The organism is Amycolatopsis sp. NPDC004169 (assembly GCF_040610315.1).
Taxonomy (GTDB): domain Bacteria; phylum Actinomycetota; class Actinomycetes; order Mycobacteriales; family Pseudonocardiaceae; genus Amycolatopsis.
Genome location: NZ_JBEXMD010000081.1, coordinates 1 through 19530 on the forward strand (window position 1 = coordinate 1; position 19530 = coordinate 19530).

Genomic DNA, 19530 nt, shown 5'->3' on the forward strand with positions numbered 1-19530 from the left:
CCACCGCACCCACCCCCCACACCCCCCCCCCCCCCCGGGGCTCGCTAGCCGGGTGGTGAACCCGCCGGGACCGGCTGTGCGCGCGGCGCCGCCGCGGGGGCGGCTGCGCGCACCGGGGTGGCCAGGTACCGGCGGAGCCGCTGCGTGGGCAGTTCGACGAGGTGCCAGGACAGCAGGCCCACCAGGTACGCCGCCGGGACGGCGAGCAGGATCAGCAGCCACACCTGCCGCACCCCGGCCAGGATGATCAGCTGCTGCACCGGGAAGCCCCAGATGTAGGTGCCGTAGCTGCCGTAGACGTGCGGGCCCAACCGCTCCAGGCGCTTCGGCCAGTGCGTGGCGAGGGTGAGGGCACCGTAAGCGGCGCTGATCGCGAGGGCGTACCGGCTCGCCGGGGTCTGGCTGAGCGCCAGATAGGCCAGGAACAACGGGATCGCGTACCTCGGCCGGAACGGGATGCGGTCGCGGTGGGTGTGCAGCACCATCCCGATCGCGAACGGCACCAGGAACGACACCGTCGAGCCGAGCGGGATGTAGACCAGCGACCCGCCGCCGCCGTGGTACTCGAACGTCGCCCGGAACACGCTGTCGGCGCCGACCAGGCCGGCGAGCGCGACGACCTGGATCAGCTTCGGCAGGCCGAGGAGCACCAGCACGCCCAGAACCAGGACCACGCCGTAACCGAGCAGTTCCATCGGCAGCGTCCAGATGGCGCCGTTGACCGAGAACGGGTAGGGGTTGTCGCTGAAGACGCCGGGCAGCTGGTGCTGCATGAAGAACAGCACGATGGTGCCGACCAGGTACCGCCAGGTCTGGACGTGCGTCCAGTAGTCGTGCGCGGGCCACGTCGTGACGAGCGGCCCGATGACGAACACCGTGATCGCGACGACGACCACGAGGGGCGGCATGATCCGCAGCAGCCGCCGCGCGCCGAACCGCCACCACGACGGGTCGCGCGCCCAGCTGTCCTGGATCTGGTACCCGCTCATCGCGAAGAAGCCCATCAGCGCCAGGTAACCCGGCGACATGTGCCACGAAGCCGGGAAGACGGTGAGCCGGTGCGGATCGAGCAGCGGCGCGCTGTGGTCGACGAGCACCAGCACCGCGCCGATCATGCGCAGCCAGGCGAACCCGACGGTGGGATGGGCATGGAGTTTGGCAGGGACCCCCGACATGCGAGCGACGCTAACCCATTCGGATCACCGCCACCCGCCGAACGGGCCAGAAACCGGGGGAAATTTTCTACCGGGGCCGGTTGGGTTTCTTCGGCAGCAGGTCGTAGAGGCCCTTGCGGGCGCCGTTGTCGTTGACGTTGCGGGCCACCGCCACCTCGGAGATGAAGTCCTCGAAGACGAACTCCTCGTCGGCCGGGACCACCGCCGGGGCCGCGTTCTGCGCCAGGTGGCTGTCGAGCGTTTCGGCGATCTCGCGGAAGGACAGCGCTTGCAACGTCTCCGGTGCGTACGTCGTCACCGGGACGCCGTGGGCCGCCGCCTCGTTCATCACCACGCCCAGCGGCAGGTGCGACAGCATCGGGATGCCGAAGTCGTACATCTCCTGCAGCGCCGCGGCCGCGTAGTGCGAGATCGGGCGCCGGTAGAGGCTCGGCACCAGTCCGAACCAGGACAGCGGCTGCCGCCCTACGGTCTGCTCGACGTACCGGACCTGATCGGCCAGCAGCCGCAGCGCGCGGATGCTCGTCTTGTCCGGCTGGACCGGCACCAGGATGCCGTGCGAGGCCGCCAGCGCGTTGTTCGTCAGCACGTCCAGCGCGGGCGGGCAGTCGATGACGCAGTGGTCGTAGTTGGCGAACTGGATGACCCGCGCGAGCTGCCAGCCGGGGACGCGGAACGAGTCGAGCCGCCGGATCAGGTCGAACATCCCCGGTGACGTCGGCACCACGTCGAGCGCGCCGCCCTTGCCGAGGTTGCTGCGCGGGTGCGGCACGACGAGTTCCTCGATCGGGCCCTTCCACGTCTTGGCCAGCGCCTTCGCCAGGCTCGGCTGGTCCGCGGCCACCTCGGACAGCCCGAGCATCTCGGTCGTCGCGTGGCCCTGCGGGTCGAGGTCGACCAGGAGCACCCGGCGGCCCCGCTCGGCCAGTGCGGCCGCGGTGCCGACGCTCAGCGAGGTCTTGCCGACCCCGCCTTTCTGGTTGACCACCGAGGTGATCTGCATGCCGGAGCGCTCCTCAAGTCGGTCGTTCCGCGAAGGTTATTGGATGCGGGCCCGTTGTGGGTGGCTATCCGGCCCCGGCCTGTCGCGGCCGGACCATCAGCGCCTGCGCGCCGGTGGCCACCGGGCCGCCCGCGTCGTGCAGGATGCTCGTCGCGGTGCCGATGCCGTGCTTGCCGACCAGCGTGACCGCGTCGAGGCCGATCCACTCGCCCTCCGGCACCCGGCGCAGGTGCACGGTGAGCTCGGAGTTGATGAACCACCACTTCCGCGGGTCGAGGTAGTTCGACACGCCGTTGCCGGAGTCGGCGACGGCGAACAGCCGCTGCAGGCCGCTCGGCTCCTCGCCGTCGACCAGCGGGACCCGCTGGCGGGCCCACACGGCCGCCGGGCCCGGCACGTCCATGCCGCCGCGCACGGCCCGCCACTCCATCGCGTCGAGGTAGCCGGCCTGCCAGCCCTCCGGCCACGGCGACTCGCCGACGCTGTCCGGGCCCGGCAGCAGGGGACCGGCGTCGGTGCCCGCCTCCGCGGTGTCCGACGTCGCGATCCGCCACGCCGACGCCCGCGCCACGACCCGATCGGCGCTCGCGAGCTCCGCCTGCAGCAGCTCGACCGACCGCCCGGGGCGCTCGACCCGGGCCCGGACGGTGAGCTCGGCGACCGGCGCCGGGCCGAGGATTTCCACGGTCACCCGCGCGAGCTCGGCCGGGTGGGCGGTTTCGACGGTTTCGAGGGCCCGGACGAGCAACGCCGACGGCGGGCCGAAGTGCTGGGCGTCCGGGCTCCACGGGCCGGCGGTGTGCCGGGTCGCGGAGAACCGGTCTCCGCCGAGCGGGACGTAGAAGGCGTCGGCCATCAGTCGGCCCGGTCCAGGGGTGTCTCCTCGCCCGCGCCGGGCTCCGGCCAGCCGGGGTAGTCGGGTGGGGTGCCGCCGTACTCGGGGCAGTGCGCCTGGTGGTCGCACCAGTTGCACAGCTTGCTCTTGTTCGCCCGGAAGTCGCCGGTCTTGCCCGCCTTGAGGATGGCCTGCCAGATGGCTTCCAGGGTGCGTTCGAAGCGCAGCAGCTCGGCTTCGTCGGGCGTGTAGGCCAGCGACTGGCCGTCGGTCAGGTACATGAGTTTGAGCTGGCGGGGCACGATCCCGCGCAGCCGCCACAGGACCACGGCGTAGAACTTCATCTGGAACATCGCCTTGGCCTCGCCGATTTCGCGCGGCGCGGCACCGGTCTTGTAGTCGACGACCCGGATCTCGCCGGTCGGGGCGACGTCGAGCCGGTCGATGTAGCCGCGCAGCAGGACGCCGGAGCCGAGCTCGATCTCGACGTGCAGCTCGCACGCCTCCGGCTCGAGGCGGCGCGGGTCTTCGAGTTCGAAGTAGGCGTCGAGGAGCTTTTCGGCCGAGCGGAGCCATTCGGCGTGTTCGTCGGGCTTCTCGCCGTCGAACAGCTCGGTCCACTCCGGACGGTCCGCGGACAGGTCCGTCCAGGCCGGGCCGAGCAGCTCGCGGGCCTGCGCGGGGACGCGCTCGGCTGCGGGGAGGGCGAAGAGCCGCTCGAGGACGGAGTGGACGAGCGTGCCGCGCAGCTGGGCCTTGGTCGGGACCTCGGGCAGCCGGTCGACCGCGCGGAAGCGGTAGAGCAGCGGGCACTGCTTGAAGTCGCTGGCCCTCGACGGCGACAACGCGGGCCGCCGCCGCACCTCGGTGGCGACGGCGGACGCGGCGGGTGGTTCGGTGGTGACGGTGTCGGCGTCGGGCATGGGCAGAGCGTAACGCCGGGGTACGACAGTTCCGGCGACCGCAACGCCCGCCACCCCTCCGACACACGGACGACACACGGACGCGAAGGGACGACACGGCCCCGGCCACCGTGTCGTCCGCCCAGGTACGCGAGTCGTCCAGCTGCGTACGCGTGTCGTCCTCCCGCGTACGCAACCCGACCGTCCAGGGACGCAACCCGACTCTCCGGGTACGCGAACCGACCGTCCGGGTACGCGGGCCGACCCTCCCGGTACGCAGGTCGACCCTCCAGGTACGCAGGGCGACCGTCCGGGTGCGCGGGGGCGCCGGGTCGGCCCTTCGGGTACGGGACGACATCGGTCGGGGCGGATCACTTGCTCCCCACACCCGGGGCTCTAGGCTCTCCGCATGGCCGCGACCAGTGAACAGGGCACCGGGGGCGCCCGGCAGGCCGTCCGCCCGGACGGCGGCCTCGTGCTGTTCCGGGTCGCCGGGGTGCCGGTGCTGCTCGCGCCCTCGTGGTGGGTCGGGTCGCTGATCGTCGTCGTGCTGTACGCGCCGCTGGTCGGGCGGCTGCTCCCGGATGCCTCCGCCACCACGTCGTGGCTGCTGGCCGGGGCGTTCGCGCTGCTGCTGGGCCTGTCCGTGCTCGCCCACGAACTCGGGCACTGCCTGGTCGCGCTGCGGCTGGGGATCCCGGTGCGGCGGCTGCGGCTGTTCCTCCTCGGCGGTCTGTCCGAAGTGGCCCGCACGCCCAAGCGTCCCGGTGACGAAGGCATGGTCGCCGCCGCCGGGCCCGCGGTGTCGTTGCTGCTCGGAGGTTTCTGCGGGCTGCTGATGTTCGCCGTGCCGCCGGACGGCGCGGTCTGGCTCCTGGTCGCCGAGTGCGCGGTGGCGAACCTCGCCGTCGGCGTGTTCAACCTGCTGCCCGGGCTGCCCCTGGACGGTGGGCGGCTGGTCCGCGCCGGCGTCTGGGCGGTCACCGGCATCCGCGCCAAGGGCACGCGCGCGGCCGTCGCCGGCGGTGCGGTCGTGGCCGCGGGGCTGCTGGTGTGGGCCCTGTGGGGCCTGGCGACGGCGAGCCCGGACCGCTGGCTGCGGCTGGGCGTCTGCGTGGTGACGGCGTGGTTCGTGGTCCTCGGCGCCCGGTCGGAGCTGGCCGCCGAAGCGCGCCGCACCTGGCCGGACGGCCTGGTCCTCGGCGAGCTGGTCCGGCCGGTGCTGCAGCTGCCCGCGGAAAGCCCGGTGTCGGACGCGCTGGCCGCCTCGGCAGGCCGCGGGGTGGTCCTGGTCCGCGCGGACGGCGTGGCGGCCGGGCTGCTGGACGTGGGCGAGGCGGAACGGCTCGCGAGTTCGTCGCCGCACGCGCCGGCCGAGTTCGCGGCCGAGCCGATCCGGGCCGAGACCGTGCTGCTGGCTTCGGAACCGGGGGAGGACGTCGTCGAGCGGGTCCGCGAGACGGCGGCGTGGCAGTTCCTCGTGGTGGACGACGAGGGCCGCCCGGCGGGTGTGCTGCGCCGGGACGACCTGCGGGCCGCGCTGAACCGCCGTACCCGGTGAACCGCCGTACCCGGTGAACCGCCGTACCCGCTGAGCCCTCGCCCTGTGCAACCTGCGAAGATCTGGCGTCGGCCAAACGGGTTACAGGAGGAAGTGTTGTCGGTCAGCGGACCGTTTAGCGCGGGTGATCGGGTGCAGTTGACCGACTCGAAGGGGCGGCACTACACCCTGACGCTGGCCGCCGGTGGTGAGTACCACACCCACCGCGGTGCCCTGGCCCACGACGACCTGATCGGCAGGCCCGAAGGCTCGGTGGTGACGTCCGCGGGCGGGTCGACCTACCTCGCGCTGCGCCCGCTGTTGCCGGACTACGTCCTGTCGATGCCCCGCGGCGCGCAGGTGATCTACCCGAAGGACGCCGCGCAGATCGTGATGTGGGGCGACATCTTCCCCGGCGCGCGCGTGCTCGAGGCGGGGGCCGGTTCCGGGGCGCTGACCTGCTCGCTGCTGCGCGCGGTCGGCCCGGCCGGGCACGTGCACTCCTACGAGATCCGCGACGACCACGCCGAGCACGCCGAGCGCAACGTGGTGAAGTTCTTCGGCGAGAAGCCGGCCAACTGGTCGCTCACCGTCGCCGACCTGGCCTCGCACGAGGGCGAGGTCGACCGCGTCGTGCTGGACATGCTGGCGCCGTGGGAGCAGCTGCCGAACGTGGCCGCCCACCTGGTCCCCGGCGGGGTGCTGACGGTCTACGTGGCCACCGTGACGCAGCTCTCGCGCGTCACGGAGTCGCTGCGCGAGCAGCAGTGCTGGACCGAGCCCGAGTCGTGGGAGACGCTGATGCGTCCGTGGCACGTGGTCGGCCTGGCGGTCCGCCCGGACCACCGGATGGTGGCGCACACGGCGTTCCTCCTGACCGCGCGCCGGCTGGCCGACGGGACGGTGTCCCCGCGCGTTTCGCGCCGGCCGAGCAAGGGCAAGGGCTGAGGCAGGGCCGGGACCGCGTCGGCCTGCGGGCGCCGACCGGACCGGCTAGCCCGGCACGCACCAGCGGCCGTTCTCCTTGTGCAGCGGGAACGGCGTGTCCTTCACCCCGCCCGCCGCTTCGACGTGCACCTTCGCCGTCGCGGACTCGCCGCGCAGGTCCGGGGGCTCCAGGAGCTTGACCGTCACCGGGCCGGCCGCGTCCCACATCCGCTGCAGGCGGGCGAGCGCGTCCGCGGTCTGGGGGCGGCAGGTGAGCTTGCCGAACGCGGCCGAGTCGTGGCGGGCGATCGCGTCGACGATCGCGCGGGCCAGTACCGCGACCGCCGCCGTGTCGGCTTCGTCGGGTGCGGAGGGGGTCGTCGGGCGGGACGGTGGTGGCGGCGTGGCCGACGGCTCCGGCTGGGAGCCGCCGCCGGGGGCGACCAGCAGCAGGCCGAGGACCACGCCCGCACCGGCCACACCGACCAGGACCAGCCCGCCGGCGAGCGCGCGGTTCACCGACGCCGGGTGCTCACGAGCCGTCCGCCTTGACGTTGGACAGGCACCAGAGCCCGGATTCCTTCTGCGCCGACATGGTGCCGACCTTGGTCTTGGTGCCGTCGGTGGCGGAGTAGCGGACGGTGGCCTTGTCGCCGGTCTCCTCCGGCGTGCCGGTCAGCTTCACCGTGACCTTCGGGATCGTGCCCGTGCTGCCCTCGTAGACGCTGCGGCAGATGGTGTCGCCCAGTGCGTCCTCGTCACGCGCGTTGTACGCGGCGACGGTCGCGTCGAACAGCTCCTGGGAGCCGGGCTTGCCGCCGGGGGCCGGGCCGCTCGCGGGCTTGCTCTTCGACGTCGGGCTGCTCGGGGTGGTGCTCTTGGGCTTCGGGGTGGACGCCTTCGGGGCCGTCGTCGGCGCCGCCGAGGTGCTCGCCGGCGGGGCGGCGGTCGGCTGGTCGTCGCCGCGGGTCGCGAGGACCACCGCGGTCACGCCGCCGCCGACGACCACCACCGCGGCCACCGCCAGGCCGATGATCAGGCCGGTTTTCTTCTTCTTGGGCGGGGGCGCGTCCCCGAAGCCACCGCCGTACTGGTCGTAGCCGCCGAAGCCCTGCTGCTGGGGCTGGCCCCACTGGTCCTGCGGCCCGTACTGCGGGTAGCCCTGCTGGGGCTGAGGGCCCGTCTGCGGCTGGTAACCGCCCTGGCCGTACTGGTCGTACCCGCCGGGCTGGCCGTACTGCTGGGTGCTGTCGTACCCGCCGGGCTGGCCGTACTGCTGCGTGCCGTCGTACGGACCGGGCTGCCCGAACTGCTGGGTCCCGCCGTAACCGGGCTGGGGCTGCTGGCCGCTCTGGGGGTATCCGCCCTGCTGGGGCTGGCCGTACGGGCCCGGTTGCTGCCCGTAGCCCCCCGGCTGGCCGCCTGGCTGCTGCGGCGGGTAGGTCATGACTGGTGCCCCCTAGCGTTGCTCCGTGACCACGCCCGGCCCGTGGGGGCCGGTACGGCGTTGCCCGATGCTAGCCACCGGGCCGCCGCGCCGCGCGGTTAGGGCGGAACTGGCCGGAATTGCCCGGATCCCGGGCGGGGGTTGGCCGTCTCACGGGCGGGGTACTCCCGACGTGCTGGCTTCATCCCGGCACTCGCGAACCCGCGACACACCGGCGCCACGGCACCGAAATGGCCGCTTGCGCTGCGGGAATGTCCGTGCTGGGAGCGGCAGGCAAACCGCGACGCGCCGATCTTGTGATCCGGAAAGGCCTTTTCTTGTCGGTGATCGCCGGTACCGTGGAATGAAAAGCACTCCGAGGAGGTGCCCGATGCATCATGACCTTCCCGGAGGTCGGCGCGAGGAGGCCGACCCTTCAGCAACATCCGGAGCTGGGACGACGGCGGACGAGCAGGCTCGGCAGATCCGTTTTCTCGAGGAAGAAGTGGCGCTGCTGCGCCGCAAACTGACGGACTCGCCACGGCAGAACCGCGTTCTCGAACAGCGGCTCGCCGAGGCCTCGGAAAGGGTGAGCCAGCTCACCGAACGCAACACCAAACTGGTCGAAACCCTGCGCGAAGCGCGAGGACAGCTCCTCGCTCTCCGCGAGGAGGTCGACCGGCTGGCCCAGCCACCGTCCGGGTACGGCGTCTTCGTCGAGGCGTACGAGGACAACACGGTGGACGTCTTCACGGCCGGCCGGAAGATGCGGGTGTCGGTTTCGCCCGCGGTCGAGATCTCGTCGCTGCGCCGCGGCCAGGCGCTGCGGCTCAACGAGGCGCTGACCGTGGTCGAAGGCGGCGGTTTCGAACGCACCGGTGAGGTGTGCGCGCTGCGTGAGGTGCTCGCACCGGACGTCGAGGGCGGCAGCCCCCGCGCGCTGGTGGTCGGGCACGCGGACGAAGAGCGGGTGGTCCTGCTCTCCGACCTGCTGGCCGAGCAGCCGCTCAAGCCGGGCGACTCGCTGCTGGTCGACTCCAAGGCCGGCTACGCGTACGAGCGCGTGCCGAAGGCGGAGGTCGAGGACCTGGTGCTGGAGGAGGTGCCCGACGTCCGCTACGAGGACATCGGTGGCCTCACCCGGCAGATCGAGCAGATCAGGGACGCGGTCGAGCTGCCGTTCCTGCACGCCGACCTGTACCAGGAGTACCAGCTGCGGCCGCCCAAGGGCGTCCTGCTCTACGGCCCGCCGGGCTGCGGCAAGACGCTCATCGCCAAGGCGGTGGCGAACTCGCTGGCCAAGAAGGTGGCCGAGGCCCGCGGCGACGCGGCGGACGGGAAGTCCTACTTCCTGAACATCAAGGGCCCCGAGCTGCTCAACAAGTTCGTCGGGGAGACCGAGCGGCACATCCGCCTGATCTTCCAGCGGGCGCGGGAGAAGGCCTCCGAAGGCACCCCGGTGATCGTGTTCTTCGACGAGATGGACTCGATCTTCCGGACCCGTGGCTCGGGCGTGTCGTCCGACGTGGAGACGACGATCGTGCCCCAGCTGCTGTCGGAGATCGACGGTGTCGAAGGCCTGGAGAACGTCATCGTCATCGGCGCCTCCAACCGCGAGGACATGATCGACCCGGCGATCCTGCGGCCGGGCCGGCTCGACGTCAAGATCAAGATCGAGCGTCCGGACGCCGAAGGCGCGAAGGACATCTTCTCCAAGTACCTGGCCGAAGGCCTGCCGATCCACGCTGACGACCTCGCCGAGTTCGGCGGCGACGCCAAGGCGACGTTCGACGCGATGATCCAGCACACGGTCGAGCGGATGTACGAGGAGAGCGACGAGAACCGGTTCCTCGAGGTGACCTACGCCAACGGGGACAAGGAAGTCCTGTACTTCCGCGACTTCAACTCGGGTGCGATGATCCAGAACATCGTGGACCGGGCGAAGAAGTCGGCGATCAAGTCGGTGCTGGAGACCAAGCAGCCCGGTCTGCGCGTCCAGCACCTGCTCGACGCGATCGTCGACGAGTTCGCGGAGAACGAGGACCTCCCGAACACCACCAACCCGGACGACTGGGCCCGGATCTCCGGCAAGAAGGGTGAGCGGATCGTCTACATCCGCACGCTCGTCACCGGCAAGAACCAGGACTCGGGGCGGGCGATCGACACCGCCACGAACACCGGTCAGTACCTGTAGGTTCGAACGCACGGTGGGGCGGTCGCTTCGGCGGCCGCCCCATCGGCGTGTCTAGCGGCGGACGAGCTCGGCTTCGGCGGAAGTTGAGCGGCGCAGGCGCAACCTGCCGTGCGCGGCCAGGATCCCCAGCACCACCAGCAGCGCCCCGGCCGGCTGGTTCCAGCTCACCGGCTCGCCCAGCACGAGCACGCCGAGCAGCACGCCGACCACCGGCGTCAGGTACGTCACCGCCGAGGCGTTGGCCGCGCCCCAGGCCGCGATGATCCGCGTGTTCCAGGCGTACGCGATCCCGGTGCCGAAGACCCCGAGCGCGAGCATGCTCGCCACCACCGGCAGGCTCAGGTGCACCGGCGTCGCCGCGACGAACGGGCTGAGCAGGCCCAGGATCACCGTCGCCGACGCCGTCTGGCCGAACGCGACGACCACCGGATCCGTCCCACGGGGTGAGACGAACCGGCGCAGGTAGACGAAACACGCGCCGTAGCACGTCGTCGCGCCGAGGCAGGCCAGCTGGGCGGTCAGCTGATGGGACACGTCGATGCCGTGCCATACCCCGACGATCGTGAGCACCCCGAGGAACCCGAGCAGCAAGCCGAGCACCCGCGGCGGCGTGAACCGCTCCTCCGGCAGCGCCGCGGCCGCCAGCAGCATCGTAATCAGCGGTGTCGTCGCGTTGAAGATGCTGGCCAGCCCGGACGGAATGTACTGCTCCGCCCACGAGAACAGCAGGAACGGCACCACGCACAGCAACACCGACACGGCCGCGAGGTGTGCCCACAGGATGAGATCGCGGGGGAGCCGCCGCCGGCGCACCAGCAGGATCCCGGCCAGCGCCAGCGCGCCGAGCGCCACCCTGGCGAGCGCGACCTGGCCGGGGGAGAGCCCGTCGAGACCGACCTTGATGAACAGGAAACTCGCACCCCACACCACGGCCAGCAGCGCGAACCGCACCGTGACCCCGAACTCCGACAGTCGCATGGCCGCAGTCAAACCGGGCCACCGGCCGCGAAGCCAGTGGTTTTCCGACGCCGCGTTGTGTATAACGGCCTATACCATGGGGCAAGAATGGCGAGCGGCGGTCGCGTACGTCGAGGCACGCGCGGACGGTCCGCCACTGCCGGACGGCCTCGACGTCACGATCCACTTCCACCCGGACCGGCTGGTGGGGGAGGTGCCGCTGCTGCGCCACTGGCTGACCGACGGTGTCTACCGGTCGCAGTTCGAGACGGGCACAGGCAACGGCGGCCTGACCGCCCACCCCGGAGGGGACCGGTGGCGCTGGGAGCACCGGATGTTCGGCGGCGTCTACGACGCGCTGCCGCCGTCGGCCCGGCCGAAGTACGGCTCGCTCGACCACCGCCGCCGCCCGGCCGGTGGCTCGGTCCGGTTCGGGTCGGCGCACTTCCGGCTCCGGCGGGAAGTGCTGGCGCGCACGACGTTCTGCTACCCGGACAGCTTCCGCGAGCCGGCGCACTTCGGCACGCGCAGGCACTTCCCGCTGCTCCCGCTCGTCGAAGCCGACACCCCCGACGAGCTCGACGACTACATCGAGGCTCACGTCCACGGCCCGCTCCGGCTGCCGGACGACGTCGCGGCCCTGGTGCTGGACCCGGCTTTCCGCGGCACCGACGTCGAAGCCGCGGCCGCGGAGTTCCCGTTCCCGGTCCGCTGGCACCACGGGTTCCGGCTGCCGGTCGCGGACCTCGCCGCCCGCGCGGGCTACCGCGGTGCGGACGCCGTGCGGGCCGGGGAAGACATCGCCGAGGACGGGTGGCTGGACGCCCGTGTCATCGGCGACGCCGTCCGGGCCGGCCGGCACGACCCCCAGGTGCTCAAGCGGGTCTGGCACTGCACCGCGCGGTTCGGCCTACCCGGGTAGCAGCGCCTCGGTCAGCCGGCGCCAGTGCGGCATGGCCGAGGTGCCCGGCTCGACGCCGATGACCTGGACACCGACGTGGTCGGCCCCGGCGTCGAGGTGGGCGCGCAGCTTCGCGGTGATCGTCTCGAGGTCGCCCCAGAACACGAGGTCGTCGACGAGCCGGTCGCTGCCGCCGTCGATGTCCTCATCGGTGTAGCCGAGCCGGCGGAACTTCGCGATGTTGTACGGCGTGGTGAGGTACGGGTGCAGGTGTTTGCGGGCGATCTCGCGCGCCTTGGTCGCGTCCGTCTCGAACAGCACGGCGTGCTCGACACCGAGGAAGGGTTCCGCGCCGAGGATCGCCCGCGCCTGGGCGGTGTGCTCCGGGGTCACGTGGTAGGTGTGGGCGCCCGCCAAGCGGTCGCGGGCCAGTTCCAGCATCTTCGGGCCGTACGCGGCGAGCAGCCGCCGCACCGGCGAGCGCGGAGCGGGGTTGACCTTGGTGTCGGTGTCCAGGGCGTCGAGGTAGTCGTTCATCGCCCGGAGCGGCTTCGCGCCGGGCTTCCCGGCGCCGAAGCCGAGCCCCAGCAGGTGGCGGTCGGGGTAGGCGTCGGCCAGCAGCAGGGCGCCGCCGCGGGTCCACTGCGCCTCGCGGGACCAGATCTGCGCGATGCCGTTCACGACGGTGATGCGTCGGGTGGCCGCCAGCAGGAAGCCGGCGTGCGTGAGGGCTTCGCGCCCTTCGCTCTCCGGGATCCAGATCGCCGGCCAGCCGAGTTCTTCCAGTTCCTGCACGGAGTCCCGGATCAGCGCGGCCGGCTGGTCCTCGAAGTCGAACGTCCAGATGCCGTAGCGGCCGAGCCGCATGTTCTCGATCGTACCCATAAATCGAAGTATCGCAGATTTTCGATATGACGCAACGCGTGGAGGCGCCGGACCGGGGGAGGGACAGGTCAGAGGGTGCGGCCGAGGGTGGAGACGAGCTCGGCGATCCGGGCCTCGTCCCGCTTGTAGTGCGTCCACTTCCCGACGCGCGTCGCCCGGACCAGCCCGGCGCGCTGCAGTTCGGCCATGTACGCCGAGACGGTCGACTGCGCCAGCCCCGTCTTCTCCTGGATGTGCGTCACGCACACGCCGACCTCGACCGGATCGGCGATGGCCCTCTCTACGGGGAAGTGCCGCACCGGCTCCCGCAGCCACCGCAGCACCTGCAACCGCACCGGGTTCGCGAGCGCCTTGAAGACGTCGAGCAGCGGCTCGACGTCGGCTTCGGGTTCGATGTGTGTGCTCATGGGCCTCGAGATCAGCATAGCCGCACCCGGCGTGTACTCCCGGATCCAACGCGTATAACGGCCTATACTCACCGGCGTGACCGAAGAATCCCGGCCCCGCGCACCCATCACCGAAGCCGGCGTCCTGGCCTGGCTGGAGACGACGGCCGCCGCCGTCGAAGCGGGGGAGGTGAGTGCCCAGGAGCTCATCGACCTGCTCGGCGAGCTGCGCCGGGCGTCCGCGGCCTGCGCCGACGCCTCGGACTGGCTGCTGCTCGCGGCCCGCGAGGGCGGGGCCAGCCTGCGGCAGATCGCCCCCGTCTTCGGCAAGGGCTACGTCCGGGCCCCGGCCGCCCGCCTGGAGAAGCTGCACCGCCAGGCGCAGACCGCGGGGCAGTGGCTGGCCATCCTGCGGCACAAGCAGACGGCATGAGCGGGTCCGCGGACCGGATCGCCCTCGGCCTCGCGGCGCTGGGCCGTCCCGCCTACATCAACCTCGGCCGGGACGGCGCGCTGCCGCCGGTGCGGGACGTCGCTTCGATGCGCGCGGCGACGTTCGCGGTGCTCGACGACGCGTACGCCGCGGGCGTCCGGCACGTCGACGTCGCGCGGTCCTACGGGCGCTCCGAGGAGTTCCTGGCCGGCTGGCTCGCCGAGCGCGGGCACACCGGGGTCGAGGTCTCGAGCAAGTGGGGCTACGCCTACGTGGGGGAGTGGCGGCTCGACGCCGACGTGCACGAGGTGAAGGAGCACTCGGCGGCGAGGTTCGCCGCGCAGTGGGCGGAAACCCTGGCGCTGCTGGGGGATCGGGTCGGGCTCTACCAGGTGCATTCGCTCACTGTGGACAGTCCGCTGTTCACCGACGAGCCGTTGCTCGAGGCGCTGGCGGAGCTGGCCGCGAACGGGGTCGCGGTCGGGTTTTCGACGTCCGGGCCCGCCCAGGCGGCCGCGATCGAGCGGGCGTTCGCGCTGGAAGTGGCCGGGCGGGCGGTGTTCTCGGCGGTGCAGTCGACGTGGAACGTCCTGGAGCCGTCCGCGGGGACGGCGCTGGCCGCGGCGCACGCGGCCGGGAAGCGCGTGCTGGTCAAGGAAACCGTGGCCAACGGCAGGCTCGTGGTCGAAGCACCGGCCGTGGTGCGCGAGATCGCGGCCGCGCACGGGACCGGGCCGGACGCGGTCGCGGTGGCCGCGGTGCTGGCCAACGACTGGGTGGACCGGGCGGTCATCGGCCCGGCGAGCCCGGCCCAGCTGGCGGCGAACCTGCGGGCCACGGCGCTCGAGCTGACCGCGGCCGAACGGGCTGCGCTGCAGGGGATCGCCGAGGAACCCGAGGCCTACTGGCGACACCGGTCCTCCTTGGCGTGGGACTGACGGGCTGCACTACCCTGCCCAAGCACGAATCCCGGATGACAGGAGTCGACGTGCGTCATCGGCAGGCGATCGCGTTGGCCGCGGTCGCGTTGGTCGGCCTCACGGGCTGTGAAGGCCCCGACCCGGACAACCTCGAGACGTACTACGACGATCCGGTACCCACCACGTCGGCCGTGGCGGCGCCGCCGAAGGCGCCGGAAGCCCCGGTGAGCCCGGTGCCGGTGACGCCGGCGGCGTTCGATCCAGGCAAGCTCGCGGGGGAGGCGCTGCTGACCGACGCCGACGTCGCCGGCGAAGGCGTGCAGCCGGGCACGCTCGAGGCTTCGGGGTGCCTGGCCGACGGGCCCTCGGCGGCCAGCCGGACCGCGACCTGGCGCTACCCCGGCGGGTCGGTGCTGAGCCACCGCGTCTTCACGTTCCCGGACCGGTCAGCCGTCCAGGCCGTCCGGGAAACCGAGTGCTCGGGCAAGGTGGTGAGCGTTCCCCGCCAGTCCGGGGTCGAGCTGCAGCGCGCCTGGTGCGACGGTGCCACCTGCACGGTGTTGCTGGCCAAGGAAAGGCTCGTGTCGGAGCTGGCGGTCTCGGCGAGCACGGAGGCGCGCGCGGTGGACGCGGCGAAGCGCCTGCTGCCCGTGATGACCGCGAAGCTGCTCGCTCAGCCGTAGCGGCGGAACCACTCCTGGACGCCTTCGCGGCCGTCGGGGATGAAGGGCAGCTCCGGGGCGGGGTCGTCGACCCACGCGCGCAGCTCGCCGAGGGGGATCCAGCGGCCTTCGACGATCTCTTCGGGCTGGTGGCGGATCGGGCCGTCCCAGCGGACCTCGAAGGCGAAGTTGTGGCAGCGGTTGCGGCCGTCGTCGTAGACCTTGGTGAACAGGGGCACCGGTTCCACCCCGTGGACGCCGAGTTCTTCGGCGAGTTCGCGGCGGGCGCACTCGGCCGGGGTCTCGCCCGCGGCCACCACCCCACCGGCCCAGCAGTCCCAGGTGGAGGGGAAGACGTCCTTACCGGGTGTGCGCAGGTGCACGTAGACCGCGCTGCCGTCACCCGAACGGACCAGGACGACGCCGGCGGCGTGCCACAGGGCGTCGGCGCGGACCCGGGCGCGGGTGGTGCTGCCCACCACGGCTCCGGCCTGGTCATAGAGGGCAACGAGTTCGTCACTGCCTGGCATGGGTGCATCGTTCCACTAGGACGACCCCGTAGGGTGGGGACATGCGGCGGATCATGGGAACCGAAGTCGAGTACGGCATCTCCGTGCCGGGCGACGCGACGGCGAACCCGGTACTCACCTCCACCCAGGTCGTGCTGGCCTACGCGGCGGCGGCCGACATCCCGCGCGCCCGCCGGGCGCGGTGGGACTACGAGGTGGAGAGCCCGCTGCGGGACGCGCGCGGGTTCGACCTGACCGGCCCGGGCGGCCCGGGGCACGACCCGGACGTCGAGGACCTGGGGGCGGCGAACGTCATCCTCACCAACGGGGCGCGGCTGTACGTCGACCACGCGCACCCGGAGTACTCGGCGCCCGAGGTGACGAACGCGCGGGACGCGGTCATCTGGGACAAGGCGGGGGAGCGGGTGATGGAGGAGGCGGCGCTGAAGGCCGCGTCCGTGCCCGGCCAGCCCCAGCTGCAGCTCTACAAGAACAACGTCGACGGCAAGGGTGCCAGCTACGGCACGCACGAGAACTACCTGATGGCGCGCTCGACGCCGTTCACCGCGGTGATCGCCGGGCTGACGCCGTTCTTCGTCTCGCGGCAGGTGGTGACCGGCTCGGGCCGGGTCGGGATCGGCCAGCAGAGTGAAGAGGCCGGCTTCCAGCTCTCCCAGCGTGCGGACTACATCGAGGTCGAGGTCGGCCTGGAGACCACCCTCAAGCGCGGGATCATCAACACCCGCGACGAGCCGCACGCGGACGCGGACAAGTACCGGCGGCTGCACGTCATCATCGGTGACGCGAACATGTCGGAGTACTCGACGTACCTGAAGGTCGGGACGACGGCGCTGGTGCTGGACCTGATCGAGTCGGGCATCCGGTTCGACGACCTGAAGCTCGACGAGCCGGTCAAGGCGGTGCACCAGATCAGCCACGACCCGACGTTGAAGGTGCAGGTCGCGCTGGCCAACGGCAAGAAGTACACCGGGCTCGACCTGCAGTTCGCCTACCACGAGATCGCCTCGCAGAACCTCGAGCGCACCGGCGCCGACGAGGCGTCGAAGGAGGTCCTGCGGGTCTGGGGCGAGGTGCTGGACGCGCTGGCCCGCGACCCGCAGGAGTGCGCGGACCGGCTGGACTGGCCGGCCAAGCTGCGGCTGCTGGAGGGTTACCGGCAGCGTGACCAGCTGGCCTGGGGCGCGCCCCGGCTGCGGCTGGTGGACCTGCAGTATTCGGACGTGCGGCTGGCGAAGGGCCTGTACAACCGGCTGGTCACGCGCGGGTCGATGAAGCGGCTGGTCACCGAGGAGGAGGTGCTGGCCGCGGTGACGACGCCCCCGTCGGACACCCGGGCCTACTTCCGGGGCCGGGCGCTGGAGAAGTACGCGACGTCGATCGCGGCGGCCTCGTGGGATTCGGTCATCTTCGACGTAGGCAAGGAGTCGCTGGTGCGGATCCCGACGCTGGAGCCGCTGCGGGGGACGAAGGCGCACGTCGGCAAGTTGCTGGACAACGCGGCGACGGCGGAGGAGCTGGTGGAGGCGCTCACCGGTTCGGACTAGGCGATCGGCACACCGATCGCGGCGTTCCCCCGAATGTCGGGGCCGCTGGGTAGGCTAGGAAACATCAGCCAGACCGGGAGGCGAGATGGCCCAGGAAAAGATCGAAAAGCACGGCGGTGGTGACTCCGACGAGGAGTTCGACGACACCGGCGCGGCGGGTCAGGAGCGGCGCGAGAAGCTCGGCGAGGACGTCGACACGATCCTCGACGAGATCGACGACGTGCTCGAGGAGAACGCCGAGGACTTCGTCCGGGCCTATGTGCAGAAGGGCGGCGAGTAGCCGCTCGGAGGGGCACTGCGCCCTTGCCGACCGTTCAGCCGGCGGCCGGGGTTCCGCGCCGCGTCCTGCGCGCGCGGGGCTCCGGCCCGCACAGATGGGATTTTTGAGCACGTATGGACAACACCAGGGGCATCTCGGGTCCCGCGCTGCCTGCGGCGTACTTTTCCTCGGCGACGTCGTCGTTTTCGGACTTCCTCCGCGTGCAGGCGCCGGAGCTGCTGCCGGAGCGGCGCGTGGCGCCGGGCGTGGCTGAGCTGGGCATCCCGCACGGCACGACGATCGTGGCGTGCACGTACGCCGGCGGCGTCCTGATCGCCGGTGACCGGCGGGCGACGTCGGGCAACCTGATCGCGAGCCGCGACATCGAGAAGGTGCACGTCACCGACGAGTATTCGGCGGTCGGCATCGCGGGCACGGCGGGGCTGGCCGTGGAGATGGTGCGGCTGTACGCGGTGGAGCTGGCGCACTACGAGAAGATCGAGGGCGTTTCGCTGTCGCTGGACGGCAAGACGAACAAGCTGGCCGGGATGGTCAAGGCGAACCTCGAGATGGCGATGGCCGGGCTGGCGGCGATCCCGTTGTTCGTGGGCTACGACCTGGAGGCCGAGGACGCCAAGCACGCGGGCCGGATCGTCTCGTACGACGCCGCGGGCGGCCGTTACGAGGAGAACGGCGGCTACGCGAGCATCGGCTCGGGTTCGCTGTTCGCGAAGTCGGCGCTGAAGAAGCTGCACGACCCGGACGCGGACGTCGAAGGAGCGGTCCGCGTGGCGGTGGAGGCCCTGTACGACGCGGCGGACGACGACACGGCATCGGGCGGCCCGGACCTGGTCCGGCGCATCTTCCCGAGCGTCGTGACGATCAACGCGGAGCACGGCGCGGTCCAGCTGTCGGAGCCGGAGACGGCGGCGGTGGCCGAGGCCGTGGTGGCCGGGCGGATCGAGCGCCAGCAGCGCCGGCTGTCCTGACCCCGGGGCCTGAAGTGAACGTTGGAACACCGGAAGACCTGGAGCGCACACCGTGACGATGCCGTTGTATGCCTCTCCCGAGCAGCTGATGCGGGAGCGTTCCGAGCTGGCGCGCAAGGGCATCGCGCGCGGCCGGAGCGTGGTGGTGCTGAAGTACGCGGGCGGCGTGCTGTTCGTGGCGGAGAACCCGTCGGCCACGCTGCACAAGGTGTCCGAGATCTACGACCGGATCGGTTTCGCGGCGGTCGGGCGCTACAGCGAGTTCGAGAACCTCCGCGTCGCGGGCATCCGCCACGCGGACCTGAAGGGCTACCAGTACGACCGCCGTGACGTGAGCGCCCGGGCGCTGGCCAACGCGTACGCGGCCACCCTGGGCAGCATCTTCACGGAGCAGCTGAAGCCGTTCGAGGTGGAGGTCTGCGTCGCCGAGGTCGGAGCGAGCTCGGCGGAGGACCAGCTGTACCGCTTGACGTACGACGGTTCGATCTTCGACGAGCCCCAGTACATCGTGATGGGCGGCCAGACGGACAAGATCGCGGCCAAGCTGAAGGAGACGTTCGAGGACGGCCTGGACCTGCAGGCGGCACTGGGTGTGGCGGTGGCGGCGCTGAGGTCCCTCAGCCAGCCGACCCCGCCGGCATCAGGGTCGGGCTCGTCGGCCTCGTCCTCGGCGGCCGGCGCGTCGAACGGAAACGGCGAGGCGGACCCGATCAAGCTGGAGGTGGCGGTCCTGGACCGTGACCGCCCCCGCCGCGCGTTCCGCAGGCTGACGGGAGCAGCACTGGACACGCTCCTCCCGGTCCCGGACCCCCAGGGCGAGGAGCCGGAGAGCAAGCCCGAAGGCGAGTAGAAGAGCAGAGAACAAGCAGGCAACGAAAAGCGGGCGGGGTGCGGCCAACAGGCCCCGCCCCGCCCCGCTTTTCGTCCAGCGGCCCACCAACCGGCCACACCCCCCTGCCGACCCGATACGCAGCCGCATCAGCGGGGGTGGGGGGGGGTGGGAGGACCCAATAAGCCCCCGGGCCAAACACACACCCCCGTTAAAAAAACACGGGAGGGGGC

21 protein-coding genes are annotated in these 19530 nt (G+C 71.7%); 11 read left to right on the forward strand and 10 right to left on the reverse strand.

Going from position 1 to position 19530, the window contains the following annotated elements:
- Window positions 1-44: 44 nt before the first annotated feature.
- The 4 genes from ABZX11_RS47240 to ABZX11_RS47255 form a co-directional block, all read right to left on the reverse strand.
- Window positions 45-1175 carry an acyltransferase gene (locus ABZX11_RS47240; protein ID WP_354925540.1) on the reverse strand — a complete coding sequence of 377 codons (1131 nt, stop codon included), beginning with the start codon at window positions 1173-1175 and terminating at the stop codon, window positions 45-47.
- A 67-nt stretch (window positions 1176-1242) separates the two neighbouring features.
- Window positions 1243-2178, reverse strand: coding sequence for a ParA family protein (locus tag ABZX11_RS47245; RefSeq protein ID WP_176169472.1), 936 nt, complete (start codon window positions 2176-2178; stop codon window positions 1243-1245).
- A gap of 64 nt (window positions 2179-2242) precedes the next feature.
- Window positions 2243-3034, reverse strand: a complete 792-nt coding sequence (locus ABZX11_RS47250; protein WP_354925544.1) for a thioesterase family protein — start codon at window positions 3032-3034, stop codon at window positions 2243-2245.
- Window positions 3034-3936 carry a RecB family exonuclease gene (locus ABZX11_RS47255; RefSeq protein WP_176169473.1) on the reverse strand — a complete coding sequence of 301 codons (903 nt, stop codon included), beginning with the start codon at window positions 3934-3936 and terminating at the stop codon, window positions 3034-3036. Before ABZX11_RS47255 ends, ABZX11_RS47250 begins: the two co-directional genes overlap by 1 nt.
- A gap of 388 nt (window positions 3937-4324) precedes the next feature.
- Between ABZX11_RS47255 and ABZX11_RS47260 the strand changes: the two genes are divergently transcribed.
- Together ABZX11_RS47260 and ABZX11_RS47265 are read left to right on the forward strand one after the other, a co-directional pair.
- A complete protein-coding gene (locus ABZX11_RS47260; protein WP_176169474.1) occupies window positions 4325-5476 on the forward strand; it encodes a site-2 protease family protein in 1152 nt (383 codons plus the stop codon).
- Window positions 5477-5572: 96 nt separating this feature from the next.
- On the forward strand, window positions 5573-6403 hold the full coding sequence (locus tag ABZX11_RS47265; RefSeq protein WP_176169475.1) for a tRNA (adenine-N1)-methyltransferase: 831 nt from the start codon (window positions 5573-5575) through the stop codon (window positions 6401-6403).
- Window positions 6404-6448: 45 nt separating this feature from the next.
- On the opposite strand, the gene ABZX11_RS47270 is transcribed toward ABZX11_RS47265, so the two are convergent.
- Window positions 6449-6901 (reverse strand): hypothetical protein, encoded by a 453-nt coding sequence (locus ABZX11_RS47270; protein ID WP_354925550.1) that lies wholly within the window; start codon window positions 6899-6901, stop codon window positions 6449-6451.
- 13 nt (window positions 6902-6914) lie between these two features.
- Complete coding sequence (locus ABZX11_RS47275; RefSeq protein ID WP_354925553.1) at window positions 6915-7829, reverse strand: hypothetical protein; 915 nt, start codon at window positions 7827-7829, stop codon at window positions 6915-6917.
- Window positions 7830-8199: 370 nt separating this feature from the next.
- Between ABZX11_RS47275 and arc the strand changes: the two genes are divergently transcribed.
- Window positions 8200-10002, forward strand: coding sequence for a proteasome ATPase (gene arc, locus ABZX11_RS47280; protein WP_176169477.1), 1803 nt, complete (start codon window positions 8200-8202; stop codon window positions 10000-10002).
- Between the two features lie 51 nt (window positions 10003-10053).
- Here arc and ABZX11_RS47285 read toward each other — a convergent pair whose 3' ends face one another.
- Complete coding sequence (locus ABZX11_RS47285; RefSeq protein WP_176169478.1) at window positions 10054-10980, reverse strand: DMT family transporter; 927 nt, start codon at window positions 10978-10980, stop codon at window positions 10054-10056.
- Between the two features lie 76 nt (window positions 10981-11056).
- On the opposite strand from ABZX11_RS47285, the gene ABZX11_RS47290 reads away from it, so the two are divergent.
- Window positions 11057-11881: a DUF3626 domain-containing protein gene (locus ABZX11_RS47290; RefSeq protein WP_354925558.1), complete on the forward strand. Its 825-nt coding sequence runs from the start codon at window positions 11057-11059 to the stop codon at window positions 11879-11881.
- On the opposite strand, the gene ABZX11_RS47295 is transcribed toward ABZX11_RS47290, so the two are convergent.
- Together ABZX11_RS47295 and ABZX11_RS47300 are read right to left on the reverse strand one after the other, a co-directional pair.
- Window positions 11870-12745, reverse strand: a complete 876-nt coding sequence (locus ABZX11_RS47295) for a TIGR03620 family F420-dependent LLM class oxidoreductase (protein ID WP_354925561.1) — start codon at window positions 12743-12745, stop codon at window positions 11870-11872. The two genes, ABZX11_RS47290 and ABZX11_RS47295, sit on opposite strands and share 12 nt — an antisense overlap.
- A 68-nt stretch (window positions 12746-12813) precedes the next feature.
- Window positions 12814-13152, reverse strand: coding sequence for a metalloregulator ArsR/SmtB family transcription factor (locus ABZX11_RS47300; RefSeq protein ID WP_176169481.1), 339 nt, complete (start codon window positions 13150-13152; stop codon window positions 12814-12816).
- A gap of 76 nt (window positions 13153-13228) precedes the next feature.
- Here ABZX11_RS47300 and ABZX11_RS47305 point away from each other — a divergent pair, with 76 nt between their 5' ends.
- From ABZX11_RS47305 to ABZX11_RS47315, 3 genes are read left to right on the forward strand one after another with little or no spacing between them, the layout of a single operon-like run.
- The gene (locus tag ABZX11_RS47305) at window positions 13229-13564 is read left to right on the forward strand and encodes a hypothetical protein (RefSeq protein ID WP_354925565.1); all 336 of its coding nucleotides are present in this window, start codon (window positions 13229-13231) and stop codon (window positions 13562-13564) included.
- A complete protein-coding gene (locus ABZX11_RS47310) occupies window positions 13561-14502 on the forward strand; it encodes an aldo/keto reductase (protein WP_354925568.1) in 942 nt (313 codons plus the stop codon). The genes ABZX11_RS47305 and ABZX11_RS47310 overlap by 4 nt, the downstream gene beginning before the upstream one ends.
- A 50-nt stretch (window positions 14503-14552) precedes the next feature.
- Window positions 14553-15167: a hypothetical protein gene (locus tag ABZX11_RS47315; RefSeq protein ID WP_254896605.1), complete on the forward strand. Its 615-nt coding sequence runs from the start codon at window positions 14553-14555 to the stop codon at window positions 15165-15167.
- Here the strand turns inward: ABZX11_RS47315 and ABZX11_RS47320 are convergent.
- Window positions 15158-15676 carry an NUDIX domain-containing protein gene (locus ABZX11_RS47320; protein ID WP_354925571.1) on the reverse strand — a complete coding sequence of 173 codons (519 nt, stop codon included), beginning with the start codon at window positions 15674-15676 and terminating at the stop codon, window positions 15158-15160. The two genes, ABZX11_RS47315 and ABZX11_RS47320, sit on opposite strands and share 10 nt — an antisense overlap.
- A 41-nt stretch (window positions 15677-15717) precedes the next feature.
- On the opposite strand from ABZX11_RS47320, the gene dop reads away from it, so the two are divergent.
- From dop to prcA, 4 genes are all read left to right on the forward strand, one after another.
- Window positions 15718-17220, forward strand: coding sequence for a depupylase/deamidase Dop (gene dop, locus ABZX11_RS47325; RefSeq protein ID WP_354925574.1), 1503 nt, complete (start codon window positions 15718-15720; stop codon window positions 17218-17220).
- Between the two features lie 85 nt (window positions 17221-17305).
- Window positions 17306-17500: a ubiquitin-like protein Pup gene (locus ABZX11_RS47330; protein WP_013226725.1), complete on the forward strand. Its 195-nt coding sequence runs from the start codon at window positions 17306-17308 to the stop codon at window positions 17498-17500.
- 113 nt (window positions 17501-17613) lie between these two features.
- Window positions 17614-18468 (forward strand): proteasome subunit beta, encoded by an 855-nt coding sequence (gene prcB, locus ABZX11_RS47335; protein ID WP_354925577.1) that lies wholly within the window; start codon window positions 17614-17616, stop codon window positions 18466-18468.
- A 52-nt stretch (window positions 18469-18520) separates the two neighbouring features.
- Entirely contained in the window at window positions 18521-19318 is a 798-nt protein-coding gene (gene prcA / locus ABZX11_RS47340) for a proteasome subunit alpha (RefSeq protein WP_354925580.1), read from the forward strand.
- Window positions 19319-19530 lie beyond the last annotated feature (212 nt).